The organism is Saccharopolyspora gloriosae (assembly GCF_014203325.1).
Classification (GTDB): Bacteria; Actinomycetota; Actinomycetes; order Mycobacteriales; family Pseudonocardiaceae; genus Saccharopolyspora_C; species Saccharopolyspora_C gloriosae.
Map to the genome: position 1 here is coordinate 3,950,584 of NZ_JACHIV010000001.1, position 14,952 is coordinate 3,965,535.

General features: G+C 65.5%; 14 protein-coding genes. 9 read left to right on the top strand and 5 right to left on the bottom strand.

Features of this window, described 5'->3' with window-relative positions:
- Window positions 1-38 precede the first annotated feature (38 nt).
- The 4 genes from BJ969_RS17405 (at window position 39) to BJ969_RS17420 (ending at window position 6,014) form a co-directional block, all read left to right on the top strand.
- A complete protein-coding gene (locus tag BJ969_RS17405; RefSeq protein ID WP_184479952.1) occupies window positions 39-1,187 on the top strand; it encodes an NUDIX domain-containing protein in 1,149 nt (382 codons plus the stop codon).
- Entirely contained in the window at window positions 1,184-1,699 is a 516-nt protein-coding gene (locus BJ969_RS17410; RefSeq protein ID WP_184479953.1) for a helix-turn-helix domain-containing protein, read from the top strand. Before BJ969_RS17405 ends, BJ969_RS17410 begins: the two co-directional genes overlap by 4 nt.
- Window positions 1,700-2,082: 383 nt before the next feature.
- Complete coding sequence (gene dnaE, locus BJ969_RS17415) at window positions 2,083-5,673, top strand: DNA polymerase III subunit alpha (protein ID WP_184479954.1); 3,591 nt, start codon at window positions 2,083-2,085, stop codon at window positions 5,671-5,673.
- Window positions 5,670-6,014: a DUF6300 family protein gene (locus BJ969_RS17420; protein ID WP_184479955.1), complete on the top strand. Its 345-nt coding sequence runs from the start codon at window positions 5,670-5,672 to the stop codon at window positions 6,012-6,014. The genes dnaE and BJ969_RS17420 overlap by 4 nt, the downstream gene beginning before the upstream one ends.
- Window positions 6,015-6,134: 120 nt before the next feature.
- On the opposite strand, the gene BJ969_RS17425 is transcribed toward BJ969_RS17420, so the two are convergent.
- The 5 genes from BJ969_RS17425 to BJ969_RS17445 all read right to left on the bottom strand — a co-directional run bounded on the left by BJ969_RS17425 (window position 6,135) and on the right by BJ969_RS17445 (window position 10,938).
- On the bottom strand, window positions 6,135-8,279 hold the full coding sequence (locus BJ969_RS17425; protein WP_184479956.1) for an XRE family transcriptional regulator: 2,145 nt from the start codon (window positions 8,277-8,279) through the stop codon (window positions 6,135-6,137).
- 106 nt (window positions 8,280-8,385) lie between these two features.
- Window positions 8,386-8,916 carry a suppressor of fused domain protein gene (locus BJ969_RS17430; protein WP_184479957.1) on the bottom strand — a complete coding sequence of 177 codons (531 nt, stop codon included), beginning with the start codon at window positions 8,914-8,916 and terminating at the stop codon, window positions 8,386-8,388.
- The gene (locus tag BJ969_RS17435; protein WP_184479958.1) at window positions 8,913-9,326 is read right to left on the bottom strand and encodes an ankyrin repeat domain-containing protein; all 414 of its coding nucleotides are present in this window, start codon (window positions 9,324-9,326) and stop codon (window positions 8,913-8,915) included. Before BJ969_RS17435 ends, BJ969_RS17430 begins: the two co-directional genes overlap by 4 nt.
- Before the next feature lie 36 nt (window positions 9,327-9,362).
- Window positions 9,363-10,664: a putative T7SS-secreted protein gene (locus tag BJ969_RS17440; protein ID WP_184479959.1), complete on the bottom strand. Its 1,302-nt coding sequence runs from the start codon at window positions 10,662-10,664 to the stop codon at window positions 9,363-9,365.
- Complete coding sequence (locus tag BJ969_RS17445) at window positions 10,654-10,938, bottom strand: hypothetical protein (protein WP_343071457.1); 285 nt, start codon at window positions 10,936-10,938, stop codon at window positions 10,654-10,656. Before BJ969_RS17445 ends, BJ969_RS17440 begins: the two co-directional genes overlap by 11 nt.
- A gap of 478 nt (window positions 10,939-11,416) precedes the next feature.
- On the opposite strand from BJ969_RS17445, the gene BJ969_RS17450 reads away from it, so the two are divergent.
- From BJ969_RS17450 to BJ969_RS17470, 5 genes are all read left to right on the top strand, one after another.
- Window positions 11,417-12,103, top strand: coding sequence for a GGDEF domain-containing protein (locus BJ969_RS17450; protein ID WP_184479961.1), 687 nt, complete (start codon window positions 11,417-11,419; stop codon window positions 12,101-12,103).
- A gap of 72 nt (window positions 12,104-12,175) precedes the next feature.
- A complete protein-coding gene (locus BJ969_RS17455; RefSeq protein ID WP_184479962.1) occupies window positions 12,176-12,712 on the top strand; it encodes a hypothetical protein in 537 nt (178 codons plus the stop codon).
- A gap of 116 nt (window positions 12,713-12,828) precedes the next feature.
- Window positions 12,829-13,209, top strand: a complete 381-nt coding sequence (locus tag BJ969_RS17460; protein ID WP_184479963.1) for a hypothetical protein — start codon at window positions 12,829-12,831, stop codon at window positions 13,207-13,209.
- Window positions 13,209-14,054: a hypothetical protein gene (locus BJ969_RS30185; protein WP_246456915.1), complete on the top strand. Its 846-nt coding sequence runs from the start codon at window positions 13,209-13,211 to the stop codon at window positions 14,052-14,054. Before BJ969_RS17460 ends, BJ969_RS30185 begins: the two co-directional genes overlap by 1 nt.
- Before the next feature lie 209 nt (window positions 14,055-14,263).
- Window positions 14,264-14,845: an SAF domain-containing protein gene (locus BJ969_RS17470; RefSeq protein WP_184479964.1), complete on the top strand. Its 582-nt coding sequence runs from the start codon at window positions 14,264-14,266 to the stop codon at window positions 14,843-14,845.
- Window positions 14,846-14,952 lie beyond the last annotated feature (107 nt).

Here is a 14,952-nt window from a genome sequence, read left to right on the forward strand (position 1 = left end):
CACACCAGCCTTGCGGCCCCGTACCAGGAGCTCCTCACATGACCGGAAGACATAGCGGGATCCGGCTTGTTTCGGTCGATGTCGGCGGCGTGCTCGGCACTGTCGCAGGACACAGCCTCGGCACAGCGCTCGCCGCCGCCTCACCGCACGAGCACTCCACCGTCGTCGACATCGTGCGCCGCGCACTCCACACCCACCCCCAGACCACCGACGAGTTAATCCAGCACCTCGCCACCGAACTCGCCCTGCCCGCCCGAAGAGTGCGCGACATCCTGCGCACACCACGGCCCCTGCTGCTGATCCCCACCGCACGAGCGCTCCTGGCCGGACTGCGGGATGCCTGCCCTGACGTGCAGGTCGTGGTGTGCTCGAACCTGGCCGCCGCCGACGCCGCCCACGCCGACCTCGTCCGCGCCGAACTCAGTGACCAGCTCGACGCCGCTTACTTCTCCTACAGGACCGGACTCGCGAAAGGCACTGGTCCGGACGTGTTCCAGCACATCGCCCGTCAGCACCACGTACGAGTCTCCGAGATCGTCCACATCGGCGACAAAATTGACGACGACGTCCACGCACCCCTGCTCGCAGGCTGCCGCACCCTCTGGGTCCACCCCGACCACACCAGTACACCCCGCGTCGCCGCCCTCGACCGCTACCGCACCGCCGCCGACCTGGCCGGGGCCGTCACCGAACTCCGTCGGTGGATCCCCGACAGCGTTCCGCGCCCGACCCTTCCCGTACGCGCAGCCGGGCTGATTCGCAACACCGCCGGGCAGCTTCTCCTCGTCCGGGGACCGACTGACGAGAAGTTCTCTTTTCCTGGTGGACGCTGCGAATCCCGCGGGGCCGATTCGCCACCGCAGGCGATGGTCCGCGAAGTCCACGAGGAACTCCGTCTCACCGTCACGCCGGGAGCGCTGCTGTGGGCCGGGTGGTCGGAAGGCGAGTCCTCGGCCGGCGAGAACAAAGCCCACTTCCTCTTCGAAGCCCACCTCGTCGGCACCACCGTGCCCGATCCGGACCCCGCCGAGGTCGCCGAATACCGGTGGGCCTCCAACAACGACGCACTGCACCTACTGCACCCGGCCGAAGCCAACCGGCTCGTGCGCATCACCCGCCGACAACCCCACGGCTGGCAATACCAGCCCCGACCCATCCGCACGTCCGAACCGGGAACCGCCCCATGACCACACCCAGCCGCGAAGCCGCGCTGCGAGGACGCCGCCGCCGCACCCTCGCCCGCAAACTCACCGCACGCTTCGACGCGGGCGAGACCGTCATCGGCGACCTCGCCACGGCAATCGGGCGCAAACCCAGCCTCGTGCGGCGGCTACTGGAAGAAGCCGGAGTCCACACCGAACACAGCCCCTATATCGGCGCCGACGACGACCAGCTCGCTACCTGCCTCGCCGCCCGGCACCACCAGCACGGCGACTCCATCACGGCACTGATCCACGACACCAGCCTGCACCGCGCCCGTCTCCACGCTCTGCTCCACCACGCCGAACAACCACCCCGCCGGGCCAAGGCCGCCACACCACCCCCACCTGGCACGGGCCAGCAGTACCTCCACGGCGCCAGCCTGCGCGAACTCGAACGCCGCACCGGCATCGACTACTCCACCCTCGCAACCAAACTCCGCGCCGCAGGCGTGCCGTTGCGCCCACCGGGACGTTCACCCACGAAACCTGACCTGTAGGTCGTTTCACTGAGCGGGAACAACCAGCCAGAGATGCCAGCCGGTTGCCGCAGCAGGCGATCTCAACCCACAGAACCCGAGGGTATGGCCTTGCAGGTGCCGATACCTGCACATATGGCCATATCTTGATCAAACTAACTGAGAGGAGGTGAGCACAGATGGGTAGCGACGGCGGACCTTGCCCGAACTGCGGCGGAAGCGGCCAGCAGGGCGGTGACGACTGCAACACCTGCGGCGGCACCGGCCAGATTTAACCCGTCCAGAGGCTCGGTGTGGCTGGGCGGCAACACTCGCCTGACGCTGCCCGGCTACACCGAGTAGGACGACTAGAGTTGGCCCGCCAACGACCTCAGCCCCTACCTGATGCTCCCGGAGATGCCCGCGTGTCTGATCGGTTCGTTCACCTGCACGTGCACACCGAGTTTTCGATGCTAGACGGTGCCGCCAAGCACGACGCGCTGTTCGCCGAGGTCGCTCGGCTTGAACAGCCTGCGGTGGCAATGACCGACCACGGCAACATGTTCGGTGCGCACTCCTTCTATGCGCAGGCCAAGAAGGCCGGCATCAAGCCGATCATCGGCATTGAGGCCTATGTCGCTCCAGCCAGCCGCTACCACAAGAAACCCATGTTCTGGGGCGAGCGCGCGCGAACCGGCAAGAAAGAGGTCGACGAGTACGGCGAGAGCGGCGACGTCTCCGGCGCCGGTGCGTACACGCACATGACCATGGTCGCCCAGAACTCGACCGGACTACGCAATCTATTCAAACTGTCCTCGCTGGCGTCGACGGAAGGATTCTTCCGCAAGCCTCGAATGGATAAGGAACTGATCGCCGAGCATTCCGAGGGGATCATTGCGACCAGCGGTTGTCTAGCGGGTGAAATACTCACTCGACTCCGCCTCGGCCAGAAGCAAGAAGCATTGCAAGCCGCCTCGGACTACAAGGATATTTTCGGGGCAGACCGCTTCTTCATCGAGGTCATGGACCACGGAATCCAGATGGAGCGCGATATCCGCACTGAATTGCTGGATATTGCCCGTCAACTTGAGCTCCGCACCGTGGCGACGAACGACAGTCACTATGTGACCGCCGATCAGGCTGGCCACCACGATGCGTTGTTGTGCCTGCAAACACGCTCCACGCTGGCTGACACCGACAGGTTCAAGTTCAACGGCGACGGCTACCACATCAAATCGTCAGCTGAGATGCGCGAATACTGGGATACCGAGGTGCCCGGCGCGGCAGATAGCACGCTGCTCATCACTGACATGGTCGAGGGCTACGAAGAGGCGTTCGCAGCGACGAACCGAATGCCCCAGGCCAAGATCAAGCCTGGCAGTACCGACGTCGAGGTGCTACGCGACGAGGTCGAGGAGTTCATTCCGACCCGATTCGCGGGTGACAGCTTCACGCAGGAATACCGTGACCAGCTTGAGTGGGAACTCAAGGTCATCACCGAGAAGGGGTACAGTTCGTACTTCCTAGTCGTCGGCGACATGATTCGGTGGGCCAAGGACAATGGAATCCGTGTAGGCCCGGGTCGCGGGTCGGCGGCGGGCGCATTGCTGTCGTACGTGTTGCACATTATCGATATCGACCCTTTGAAGCACGGGCTGCTGTTCGAGCGGTTCCTTAATCCCGAGCGTGACTCGCCGCCGGATATCGATATCGACTTCGATGAGCGCAGGCGCGATGAGGTCATCGCCTATGCGAAGCAAAAGTACGGCGAAGAGTACTTCGCTAAGGTCATCACCTACGGCACGATTAAGACCAAGGCTGCATTCAAGGACGCTGCTCGTGTGCACCTCGGGCAACCCGGGTTCCAGCTTGCCGACCAGTTCAGCAAAGCGCTACCAGCGCCAATCGCAGCGAAAGACATCCCATTGTCCGGGATCGTCAACCCAAAGCACGAGCGTTACGCAGAGGCCACCGAGGTTCGTGCGCTGATCGAAAAAGACGCGCAGATCGGCAAGATTTTCGACACCGCTCTCGGCCTCGAAGGGCTGATCCGAAACGCGGGCGTGCACGCCTGCGCCCACATCATCTCCCGCGAGCCGTTGCTCGACGTGCTGCCGCTGTGGAAGCGAGACGACGGCGAGATCATTACCGGCTGGGACGGGCCGCAGTGTGAGGACGTGGGCCTACTAAAGATCGATATCCTCGGGCTGGTCAACATGACCACGATCGACGACACCGTGCGCATGGTGAAGGCCAACCACGGTGTCGAGATCGAACCGCTCGACATCCCTCTCGATGACGCGCCTACCTACGAGCTCCTGGGCCGTGGCGAGAGCTTGGGCGTGTTCCAGCTTGAAGGCGGCGGGATGCAGTCGCTGCTCAAGCGCATGGCCCCCACACGGTTCGGCGACATCGTCGCCTGCGTCGCCCTATACCGACCGGGCCCGATGGACGTCAATGCTCACCTGGACTACGCCGACCGCAAGAACGGCAAGAAGCCAGTCGAACCGATTCATGCCGAACTCGACAAGCCTCTTGAGGATGTACTCGGTGAGACCTACGGCCTGATCGTCTATCAGGAACAGATCATGGCCATCGCGCAGCAAGTTGCCGGGTACACCCTCGGACAAGCCGACTTGCTACGGCGTGCGATGGGTAAAAAGAAGAAGGAGGTGATGGACGAGCAGTTCGCCCGCTTCGAGGCCGGGATGGCCGAACGCGAGTACAGCAAAGAGGCCATCAACCAGCTCTGGGCGACAGTGCTGCCCTTCGCCGGGTACGCGTTCAACAAGTCCCACGCCGCTGCCTACGGCCTGGTGACCTACTGGACGGCCTACCTGAAGGCACACTACCCGGCCGAATACATGGCGGCACTACTCACCGCCAACGCGCACAACAAGGACAAGACCGGCGTCTACCTGTCCGAGTGCCGCCGGATGGGCATTCGAGTGCTGCCACCGGATGTGAACGAATCCGTAGTCGGGCACGCCGCCGTGGACGGCCGCATCCGCTTCGGAATGGGAGCCATCCGCAACGTCGGCGCGAACGTGGTCGAGTCGATCACCAAGACACGTAAGACCAAGGGACGCTACACCTCGTTCACCGATTTCCTCGACAAAATCGAGATCACCGCCTGCAACAAGCGAGTCATTGAGTCCCTGATCAAGGCCGGAGCCTTCGATTCGCTCGGACTCACTCGCATGGCCCTAACTCAGCACCACGAAGCAGCAGTCGACGCCGTGATCAGCCTCAAGCGCCAAGAGGCAATGGGACAGTTCGACCTGTTCGGCGGAGCCGACGACACCTCAGCCAGTGATGACTCCTCACCGTTGGCACATCTTCAGTTCACCAACGAGGAATGGCCACGCAAACAGCTTCTCGCGTACGAACGTGAAATGCTCGGCCTCTACGTCTCGGCACATCCCCTGGACGGAGCCGAACGGCTGTTGAGGCCGTACCAAGACACGAGCATCGCCGAACTCGTCGGCGGGGAGCGCGAACCGAGCAACAATGGCAAGGAAGAAGCCAAAATCGCCGGGATGATCTCGGGGATTCAGCGCCGTCTTAACAAGAACGGACAACCCTGGGCGATCGTCACCCTGGAAGACTTCGACGCCAGTGTCGAAGTGCTGTTCTTCCCGAAGTCCTACGAGATGTTCTCCGACTGCTTGATCGAGGACAACGCAATGGCGGTAAAGGGCCGGGTCAACGAACGTGAGGGCGAGATCAGCGTGTTCGCCGCGGATGCGGTTCCGGTGGACATCGCTGCAGCCGAGCACTCTCCCGGCTCAGCACCGCCGCTGGTGCTGCGCGTCGATGCCAAAAGGATCACCAAAGAGATCGTCGCCGAGCTACGCAACACACTAGGGTCTTACAAGGGCGACACCCCGGTCCACATCCACTTGAGCCGTACACGCCTCGAACTACCAGCGTGGCCGGTCAAGGTCTGCACCGAACTCGTCTCCGAACTCAAATCGGTACGAGGCATCGCGATCGAACGCGCGGCCTCAACATGACCAATGAACCAGAAGTAGAACTCACCACACAACAACCGTGTCCGCGCTGTGGGACACCGACCCTGGCTGCCGTCACCGTGCCCACGCGCAACACCGAGCATTCCGTCCCGCAGTACGCCACGGTGACCCTCTGCCCGAACTGCGATCGTCACCACCCCGCACCCGAGGTACAGGGCGTAATCGCCTACTTCACGCTCAACGAACACATCTCCACAGACGAGATCGAGGGCGCAGGGCAGGTCCTGTCGGACTGGGCTCGGTACGTTGCCGCTCACCCTCCGGTCTACAACTCAGACAATCTTGACGAGGACATCGAGGCATGGGCACGCGGCGAGATGTGAACCGGCCTTTTCAAGGGATCGAGCGCGTCGTTAAGGGACAGGGTCGAGTACGTCGAGTTGGTCCTGAATACGGTCGGCTTCGGGATCGCCGATGTGGTCCGCGATCTGGAGAGCACGGCGTCAGGAACGGGCCGCACCCTCAGCGTCCTGTTGTTGGTTAAGGATCTGGCCGAGGATGTCGAGGGCGTCGACCTCGCTGAATCGTGCGGTGTGTTCGGCTGCGTATTCGATGGCGTGCCGAGCGAGTACTTCGGCGTCACCGAGATCGTTCAGATGCAGGCGGGTCTCGGCCAGGCGGGTGTAGGCGTAGCAGTGCAGCAACGGGTCGCCGCCGATGGGAAGTTGCTCCACGGCGCGGGTGAGATCAGTTGCGGCTGCATCCAGGTCACGAGTGGCCAGGTAGAGCATTCCGCGCAGGGACCGGGCGCTGGCTGCACCCGAGGTGGCACCGATGCTGTCGAGGGCGTCAATTGATTCGGTCAGTGGGCTCGCCGCGGTGTCCGGAGCGTCGCCTCGCAGGAGTTGTGCTCGGCCGAGGACTTGGGCCGCCCAGCCGATATCGCGGAGATCTCCTCGGCGGCGACGCAGTTCCAACGAGTGGCTCAGGTGTTCAACGGCTGAGTCGAGTTCGCGTCGTTCCTGGTCGATATAGCCCAGGATGTAGTGCAGCCAGGCATGTCCTTCGATGGCGTCGGAGCGTTCGGTGACCTCCATGACGGCTTGAACGAGGGAATAGGCCGTGTCGTAGGTCTTGACGAGGATGACGTAGTTGAAGGCGCAGGCGACGAGTTGCCAGGCCAGCCGGTTCCAGCCCTTGTCGATGGCGGTGCGCACGGCTGCGGGGAGGTATTCCCACCGGGTTTCCGACCATTCGAGGGCAGCTTCGTAGGAGTCGAATGCGGGCGGGGAGACCGACGGGGGCGGGGTGTCCAGAGGGGGGCCGATGGCGCGGTCGGGTGCGAGCATGACTGAGGCGTTGGCCCAGCCGTGCAACATGTAGATCAGGCCGCGCTCGGTGGCGCCGTCTCTGACTGCACGAGGATCAACTCGGCGAGATTCCTCAAGTGCGATGGCCCGGTGTAGTTCGTGGTAGGTCCAGTCCCGGCCGTGTTTGGTCAGCAGTGACACGTCGGCGACCTCGTTGAGCAGTTCCCGCACGAGTGCAACGTCGGTGCCTGTCGTGGCGGCGGCTGACTCGGGCGTGATTTCGGGCAGGATCGCGCAGAGCCGCCAGGCTCGGGCTTGGTCTTCGGTGAGGTGTTGGTAGGACAGGCGTGCGGCGCGGCGGACGGCATCGGGAGGGGCGGTGTCGGCGGACATCTCGGCGATCATCTCCTCGTCGGCGTTGTGCGCGGCGATGTAGTCCCCGAGTGACCGCAGTGCCAGCGGAAGGCCGCCGCCGCGGGAGGCGAGTCCGGCGACCTTGTACTCGGGCTGCCTGGCTCGGGTTGCGATGAGTGCCGTGGCGTCGTCAGGTTCCAGGGGCGGTACGGACAGCCACAACACCCGGCCCGGGACGTCAGGCACTCGATCACGACTCGTTATCAGCACCACGCTACCGGGCGAAGCGGGGATCAAGGCCGAGATTTGCTCTGATCGGGCGTTGTCCACACCGATGATGTAGCGCTTGTCCAGCAGGACGCTGCGCCACAGTCCCATCAGTTCGTCGAGGTCCGACGGCAACTCGGTGACCGGGGTTCCGGTGGCGATGCCACACCACGACCGCAGCACCACCGCCGGAGCACGAGGTCCGGTGTTCGAGTCCCAGGCCCGCAGATCCGCCCACAGCACTCCGTCGAAGCGGCGACGCATTCGCGCGGCGGCGGCGACTGCGACGGCGGTCTTGCCAATCCCACCCGGGCCGGTCAGCACCACCGTGCGCGGCGATGACGCGTCAGAGGGTACGGGTTGTGACCACTCACCGGTGATGGTTTCCAGCAGCTGCACGCGGTCGACGAGGTTCTCGACCGGGGGGAGCTGCGCTGGGACGACCGCTGCACCGTTTCCGTGGGCAGCGCTGTTGCCGTTCGTGGTGTTGTGGCCGTTGGAAGTCTGCAGGTGTGTGACGGCGTCGGCGAGGTCGCCGGCCGTAGCGAGCTCGTGATCGAGCTTCCGGGCCATCTCCAGGCCCAGTCGACGCTGCCCGGACTCCAGCCGCGACAGCATGGTGTGGTGCACCTGGATTGACTTCGCCAATTCGCGGACGCCGCGTGCGCGTTCCTGGCGCCACTGCTGTACGAGCGCGCCGATGTCCTCGTCTCGCATCGGCCACCCCCATCTGAGCTACGAGGTCTCCCCAATCTGTCGTAGCACGACAGAGCCGAAAGCCCCTGCCCGTGATACTCGAACGAGTGAATGTGAAGTGGTCGTCTCAGAGGGCCGAGGGGCGAGTCACGTCGGTGAGGTCTGGGTTCGCCGCTTCGAACGCATCCAGTAGCTCCTCGGCGTTTCCACCACGAGCCCGCGCTGCCTCGGCCGCGGTGAGGGGGATCAAGGTCATTACGTCCACCAGCACCGACTTCTCCGGGCCGAACAGGACATTGAACTCGTCGTCCAGGTACGGGTGCGCGGCGACCAGCACCCCGTGGATCTGGGTTTCGGCGAGCAGCGGCTCGGGGTTGCTGATCACGCTCTGGTGCACCATGCCCCGCCCCGAGCTCGCGATCACCTCCAGCGTGGCCCGCACCAGGACCTGTGCCGCACCGGCCTGCTCAGGCTTCACCGAGCACACGAGCTCCTGCGGGTAGATCACGGTTATGCGCTTGCGGCACAGTCCGAGCGTGGACACCGAAGCGAACTCGGGCCGCACCCACTGGGCAATCTCGATCTCGTCCTCGGACTGGCTTTCCGTGATATCTCCGAGAAAGCGTGCGTAGTGAGCGCGAAGTACGTCGAGGTTCATACGTCGAGCAGTTCCGCTAGGTCATCAGGAAACTCGAACTGCCCCTGTGCAATGAGTCTCGGAGTGCGCCCCTTTCTCGTCGTGGCGGCTTTGTCCGCCCCGTATTCGAGCAAGAGGCGGATCATCGCTCCGTCTGGGCTCTTGCGCCAACGACTGACCGCGAGATGGAGCGGAGTCTTTGCGGCACCTGCGGTCGTGGTGGAACGTACACTCGCGCCTGCTTCCAAGAGGTGCCGTGCCGCGTCGACGGCGCCCTCTTGCACAGCAAAGAACAAGGGCGTGTAGCCCTCACGGTCCTCTGTGAGATCCACGCCTACGCCTGCCGCGAGACGCTGCTGCACGGTCGTGACGTCGTTTTCCGCCGCTGCATAGTGCAGCGGGTCACGGCCCATGCGGTCCAGATCAGTCATCCTGACCTCCTTCTACGGAAACGGATGATACGTTGGCTACCGCGGGTGCTCATATCGGTGGCTACGGTTCGCCTGGGGAGTTTCAATCCGATATCTATCGGGATCATTTTGATCCTCAATGACCCGTTGTCTCGAATACCCTCCCTCTTCAGCCTCGATCTTGTACCGCCACCACTCTCTGTAAGGCTGGTGGCCGAAATGGAACTCTCCGGGCTGCGGCACGCTCATGCCGTTCCGGTCAGGTTTACCGGTGTCTGGGTTGATGAGCACTGGGTTACCGTCTGGGTACCGCCGGGCCGGGATCTCTTCTTCAGTCGCCGCACATTCGAAATCTTCGCCGTTTGGTGCACGATCAGCAGATCGGTAGATGTCACGTTTGGTTTGGGCGCGGAGTTTGACGCGGTTGCGGACGGGTTCGTAGCCACGCCGTTCGTCGCGTGGCGCGCCGTCTCCGGCGAGGGCGCGGCCTGTAGCGACTTCTCCGGCGACGCGTTTGACGGGACCGCCGCCGACGGTGTCGGCGATCAGGTGTCCGACGGCGCGGCCGGGGTTGTCCTTCCAGGTGTCGACGTCGAGGATGTTCTTGACCGTTTGGCCTGGATTGCTGACCGCGGAGGCGATGTTGGTGCCCGCTGCCACGGCCGCGTCGTCGATCTTGCTGGGGTTCTGGGCGAGTGAGGCTGCGAAGTCGAGCGTGGCTCCGAGGTTTTCGTCGATGCCGTCGCGTACTCCGTAGGCGAAGTCTTCGAGCATGCCCATCGTCTGCCCGAACCAGCCGGGTTTCTCGGGAGCGTGGTCGCGGGCTGCGGCGACGACGGTCGCGGCGAGGTCGGCGGACCCGCGGAGCTGGTCTCGGGTGCGTCGGAGAAGGTCCACGGCGGCCGTACGTTTCTCGTGACCGGGATCGTGGAACGGAGCTTGCTCGGGGGCGGGCGCACCTCGAGCTGCGGCCTCGTTGGCGGCTTGGTCGAGGGCGCGGGCGTGGTCGGCTCGCGCAGCGTCGGTGACTGCTTGGGCTTCGTCCCACATCAGCACCGCTTCGGCCGCCTTGCCCTGTGACCAGAGCAGGGCATCGGAGTAGGTGGTCAATGCCGAGGCGGCGTCGTTGAACGCATCGCCGCACAGCAGCCAGCGTGGCGGTTCGACCTCGTACATCGCGAGGAACCGGTCGGCGGCCGTGCCGTTCCACCCGTCGACGGTGATGTCGCGCATGCCCTCGCCAGCGGTGATCAGTGCGTCGCCGAACAGCGTGAACTTCTCGACCATCACGTTCAGCGCGTCCGGATCACCCGGGATCAGTGCTTTCGGGTCCCGGGTCTGCCCGAGTTCAGCGGCCATACTGCTCGATCGCCTTGCGCGCAGCTTCGTCGCTGTCGAGGTACTCCTGCGCGGCAGTGTCCAGCGCATAGGCGATGCCCTCGCCATCGCGGGTGAGGTTCTTGACCCCGTCGTGCCAGCGATCGCAGAACTCCGCGGTCACTGCGGCCAGGCGGGCATGTTCCCCGAATGCCGCCGCGGGGCTGTCGATGTCTCGGACGTCGCCGACTTCTCGCAGGGCGTCCATCACCCCGTACACACCATCAGCGGCCTCCACCAGCGCGTCCACCGCCACCGAGAAACCATCCGGCACCCCTCTGCGCCCCTTCGCTGATCGCCGATCCGCAGGCACACGCCCACCGCAGGAGCGCCCCAGGCGCTAGCTGATCGCCTGCGCCCACGCCTCCATGTCAGCGACGTCTCCTCGCCACGAGCGCCTTTTGATCTTGGTCCGCCCTAGCGAAAGAGGACTTTCGCACAGCACGGGCATCGCGTCCACAAGATCCGTGATTTCGCCCTCGGAGTGCGAACACGATCACAGCACTCACGCGTTTCACCGGTACTCCAGAGTCCTGCGAATCTGCTGGGTAGAGACCAACGACCCGACTCGATAACCCATTGGAGTGAACCGACGTGAGGTGACCAAGATTGTCACCAGGTCACCACTACCACCGCGGTTCCCGCTCCCCGCACGGTGTGTGCCAGGCACGAGCAATCGAAATCTCGGATCACCGAGCTCGTGATCACGATTCACCCGCGTAAGGAGTCGATCAATGCGTGTTTCGACGGCACAAGCGACGACGGTGGCACGGGCCTGGGTGCGCACATCACGTAGCACCCTCGCCGCGGAGAACAGTGAACTGCGTCGTCAGCTTCAATCCTGGCAGATCTACATCGCCGAGCTGGAGCGAGAGCTGGCGAGAGCGAGTGCGCAGGCGTGGGACACCGTGGCCGAGGTACCGGTGCGGGCCGTGTGGGAGTCCATTGTGGATTCCCGACTCGCGGGTGAACGGGAGCGCACGTGGGTGGTGTGGGCGGATCTCGATCAGTTCAAGCGGGTCAACGATCGGTATGGGCATCTGGCCGGGGACGCGGTCCTGCGGGCGGTGGCGCGGCGTCTGGAGGAAGCGTTCGCGGCGCGGTCGCCGGTGGTGTGCCGTCTCGGTGGCGACGAGTTCGGAGTGCTCGCCCGCGACCTCGACCGCGACGCGGACTTGGCACGCTTCGCCGCCCTGATGGCTGAACCGGTGGCGTTGCCGCATGGGTGCTCGGTGCTCGTGTCGGCGTCGATCGGTCTCGTGCATGCCGGCGAGCTCGCCCCCGGTGTGTCGCGCGAGGACGTGCTGCGCCGGGCGGACGCGGACTCCTACGCCCACAAACCACACCCTGTCCTCGGTGCTCCGAGCCCACGCACGCGGGCACGGCAGCTCGGTGGCGACGTGATCGGAGCGGCACGGTGACGGCGCGGACGGACCACGGCGGTACTCGTGATCACGATGCTCTGGGGCCTGGCAGCCGCTCCGCTGGTCGCGGTGAACCTGCTGGTGTGGCTTCCTCGATGGTGGATGCCGATCGCGGTTGGGACGAGCCTCGCGCTGTTGTCGGCGACGGTGCACGCGCGGTTCGGCGGGGACCCAGCGCTCGTGGCCTGGTGGTGGCTCTCCCTGGTCGGGTCCGTGCTGGGGCTGGTCGATTCGGTGCATCATCGGCTTCCGCACCCGTGGCTGGCGATCCTGAGCGCGGGGGGTCTGGTGGTGTTCGCCACGCTGCGCCCGGAAGCACTGGGCAGGCTGTTCGCCGCGAGCGTGGTGGTGCTGCTGCTCGGGCTGATCGTGCAGTGGATGGCGCCTGGGAAGGTCGGCTTTGGCGACACCGTGCTGTTGGTGGCGTTGACGCCGTACTGGGCCTGGTCGGGTTGGGCCACCGTCCTTACCGGACTGATCACGTCCCATCTCGTGCTCGGCGTGTTCGCCGCGGTGGCCTGGCTGGCCGGGATGCGGGGGCCGAACGCGCGGATCGCGGCCGGGCCGGGTTTGCTGCTGGGCGCGTGGGTTCCGTTGCTGGCGTGACCCTCGGCGCGCTGCTCCTCGCGGGTTGTGGAAGCGCACCGCGGCCGGTCGCGTCGGAGCCGACGATCGCCCCGCCTCCGCAGGCCGAAGCCGGGATCGGCGGTGGTGACCGGGAGGTGGTGAGGGCGTATGAGCGGTTCTGGGTGGTCTCGCGCGGACTGCCGCACCGCCCGGCCGAGCGGTGGCGCCCGGAGCTGGAACAGGTCGCGGCCGGGCCGATGGCCGAGATGATCCTGACCAACCTCGCCCGCCAACGGGAGCAGGGCATCACCCTCTACGGCGAGCTCCACCCGCGGATCACCGACGTTCACGTCGACGGGCCTCGGGCGGTGGTGACTGATTGCCAGGACGCGAGCCGGTCCGGGCAAGCCGAGGCCGTCTCCGGGGAACCGCGCACGGTTGGCGTGGCTCGTAATGCGGTGTCGGGCACGGTCGAACGCGGCCCGGACGGTACGTGGCGCGTCACGCGGATCGACTACCCGCAAGGAGGCTGCTGATGTCGCGCCGTGCCGACCTGGTGTTCGTGGCGCTGGCCGCGCTGGGAAGCAGCGTTCTCTTGGCACCTCCGGTGTTCGCTGACGGGGTCGTGGTCAGCCCTGGTGATGCGGACGGGCTGTACGGGTCCCCGTCGATTGACCTCGGTGCCGTCGCTGGCGGCACACCGTCGAACCCGGGCAGGCCCGGCTCGACGGAGCCGGGCAGCACGGCGGGCGGAGGTGTGGCGGGGCCGCCGTTGGGCTTGAGCTGGTCGGCCCCGGGAAGCGGTGTGCCCGAGTGGTTCACGGTTCTGCCGGAGTTCCGGTTCCCCGACTTCAGCGCACCTGCTCCGCCGTCGCCGGGGGTGCTGGCGGGGCAAGCCGCCGAGCAGTTACAGCTCCCATTGCCGACGCCCTCGCATTCCCCGGACGTGGCGTTGCCGGATGGCCGTTCGGCGACGGTGGTCGGTGAGCACACCTGGTTTTGGACCGAACCCGCCCGGTGGGAACCGGTGTCGCGGCGGGTGCAGGCCGGTGCGGTGTGGGCCGAAGTCACCGCCACCCCCGAGCGGTTGAGCTTCGATCCCGGCAATGAGCAAGGGCTCGTCTCGTGTCCGGGACCGGGCACTCCGTACGACCGCTCCTTCGGTGTGCACGCGCCGTCTCCGGACTGCGACGTCGTCTATCAGCGCTCCTCGGCCGACGAGCCGGGTGAGCAGGTGCGGGCGCAGTGGGCGATCACCTGGGCGGTGTCCTGGCGCGGCTTCGACGGCATCGCGCCCACCGGAGGCCAGCTTCCGGACATGACCTCGCGGGCCGCTGCGGATCTGGCCGTGGTCGAAGCCCAAGCACTCACCACCGGCTAGCTCGCCGAGATTTCGAGATCTCGAGTTTTCGAGGTTTCGAGGTTTTGTTCATCGCTGGTCACAGGGTTGATCGGCGTTTCGTTTCGCAGTTTTCCTATTCATGAGAGGGGACAGCTATGTCCGCACTCGAGAGGAGTGCCTCCAGCGCGCGGTCGTCGCCGAAGGAGTCAGCTACTTCTCCCCTGGTGCCGGGTCGTCGGCGTTGGTGGGTGTGGTTCACCGCTGGCCTGCTGATGGCCGGTGCGGTGGTGGGCAATGCGGTGTTGATCGGGCAGATGTCGGGTCGCGAGCCGGTGCTCGTGCTCGCTCGCGATGTGGCGTGGGGACAGCCGGTGTCCGGCGACGACGTGAAAACCGTCGACCTTCCGGTCGAGGTGGGCGCGTTCGCGGTTCGGGAAGTTGCGCAAGCCGGGATCGTCGGGCAGGTCGCCGGGCGGAACCTGCACGCCGGAGACCTCCTCGCGCCGGACGACCTCGCCGCTCAAGCGGTGCCGGGACCGGGGCAGTGGGTTCTCGGTCTGCGGCTGGAACCCGGCCGCTACCCCGCACGCGGCCTCGCCCCGAACGACCCCATCGCCGTTCACCCCGCCCCCGACGAGGGGGTCAGCAGCGGAAGTGGGACGCAGCAATCAGGGCAGGAGTTCCCGGCGCGGGTCGTGCACGTGTCACCGCCGGACGCGGACGGAGCGATCACCGCCGACGTCCTCATTCCCGAATCCACTGCACCGGCCGCGGTGGAGGCGGCCGTGGGCGGGGCGCAGGTCAGCCTGCTCGGCCCACCCCAGAAGTGACCAATCCCCTTGAGTAGAAGGAGAAACGTTCGCATGGCGATCACAGCAATGATCAGCGCACTCGGCGCACCAGGAGTCTCGACGACGGTGGCGGCGTTGGCGACTGC

Excerpts from the sequence above, each read along its gene's own strand:
- BJ969_RS17410 (WP_184479953.1), top strand. The coding sequence starts at position 1,184 with ATGACCACACCCAGCCGCGAAGCCGCGCTGCGAGGACGCCGCCGCCGC.
- BJ969_RS17405 (WP_184479952.1), top strand. The coding sequence starts at position 39 with ATGACCGGAAGACATAGCGGGATCCGGCTTGTTTCGGTCGATGTCGGC.
- BJ969_RS30185 (WP_246456915.1), top strand. The coding sequence starts at position 13,209 with ATGTCGCGCCGTGCCGACCTGGTGTTCGTGGCGCTGGCCGCGCTGGGA.
- BJ969_RS17420 (WP_184479955.1), top strand. The coding sequence starts at position 5,670 with ATGACCAATGAACCAGAAGTAGAACTCACCACACAACAACCGTGTCCG.
- BJ969_RS17425 (WP_184479956.1), bottom strand. The coding sequence starts at position 8,279 with ATGCGAGACGAGGACATCGGCGCGCTCGTACAGCAGTGGCGCCAGGAA.
- BJ969_RS17440 (WP_184479959.1), bottom strand. The coding sequence starts at position 10,664 with ATGGCCGCTGAACTCGGGCAGACCCGGGACCCGAAAGCACTGATCCCG.
- BJ969_RS17450 (WP_184479961.1), top strand. The coding sequence starts at position 11,417 with ATGCGTGTTTCGACGGCACAAGCGACGACGGTGGCACGGGCCTGGGTG.
- BJ969_RS17435 (WP_184479958.1), bottom strand. The coding sequence starts at position 9,326 with ATGACTGATCTGGACCGCATGGGCCGTGACCCGCTGCACTATGCAGCG.
- BJ969_RS17430 (WP_184479957.1), bottom strand. The coding sequence starts at position 8,916 with ATGAACCTCGACGTACTTCGCGCTCACTACGCACGCTTTCTCGGAGAT.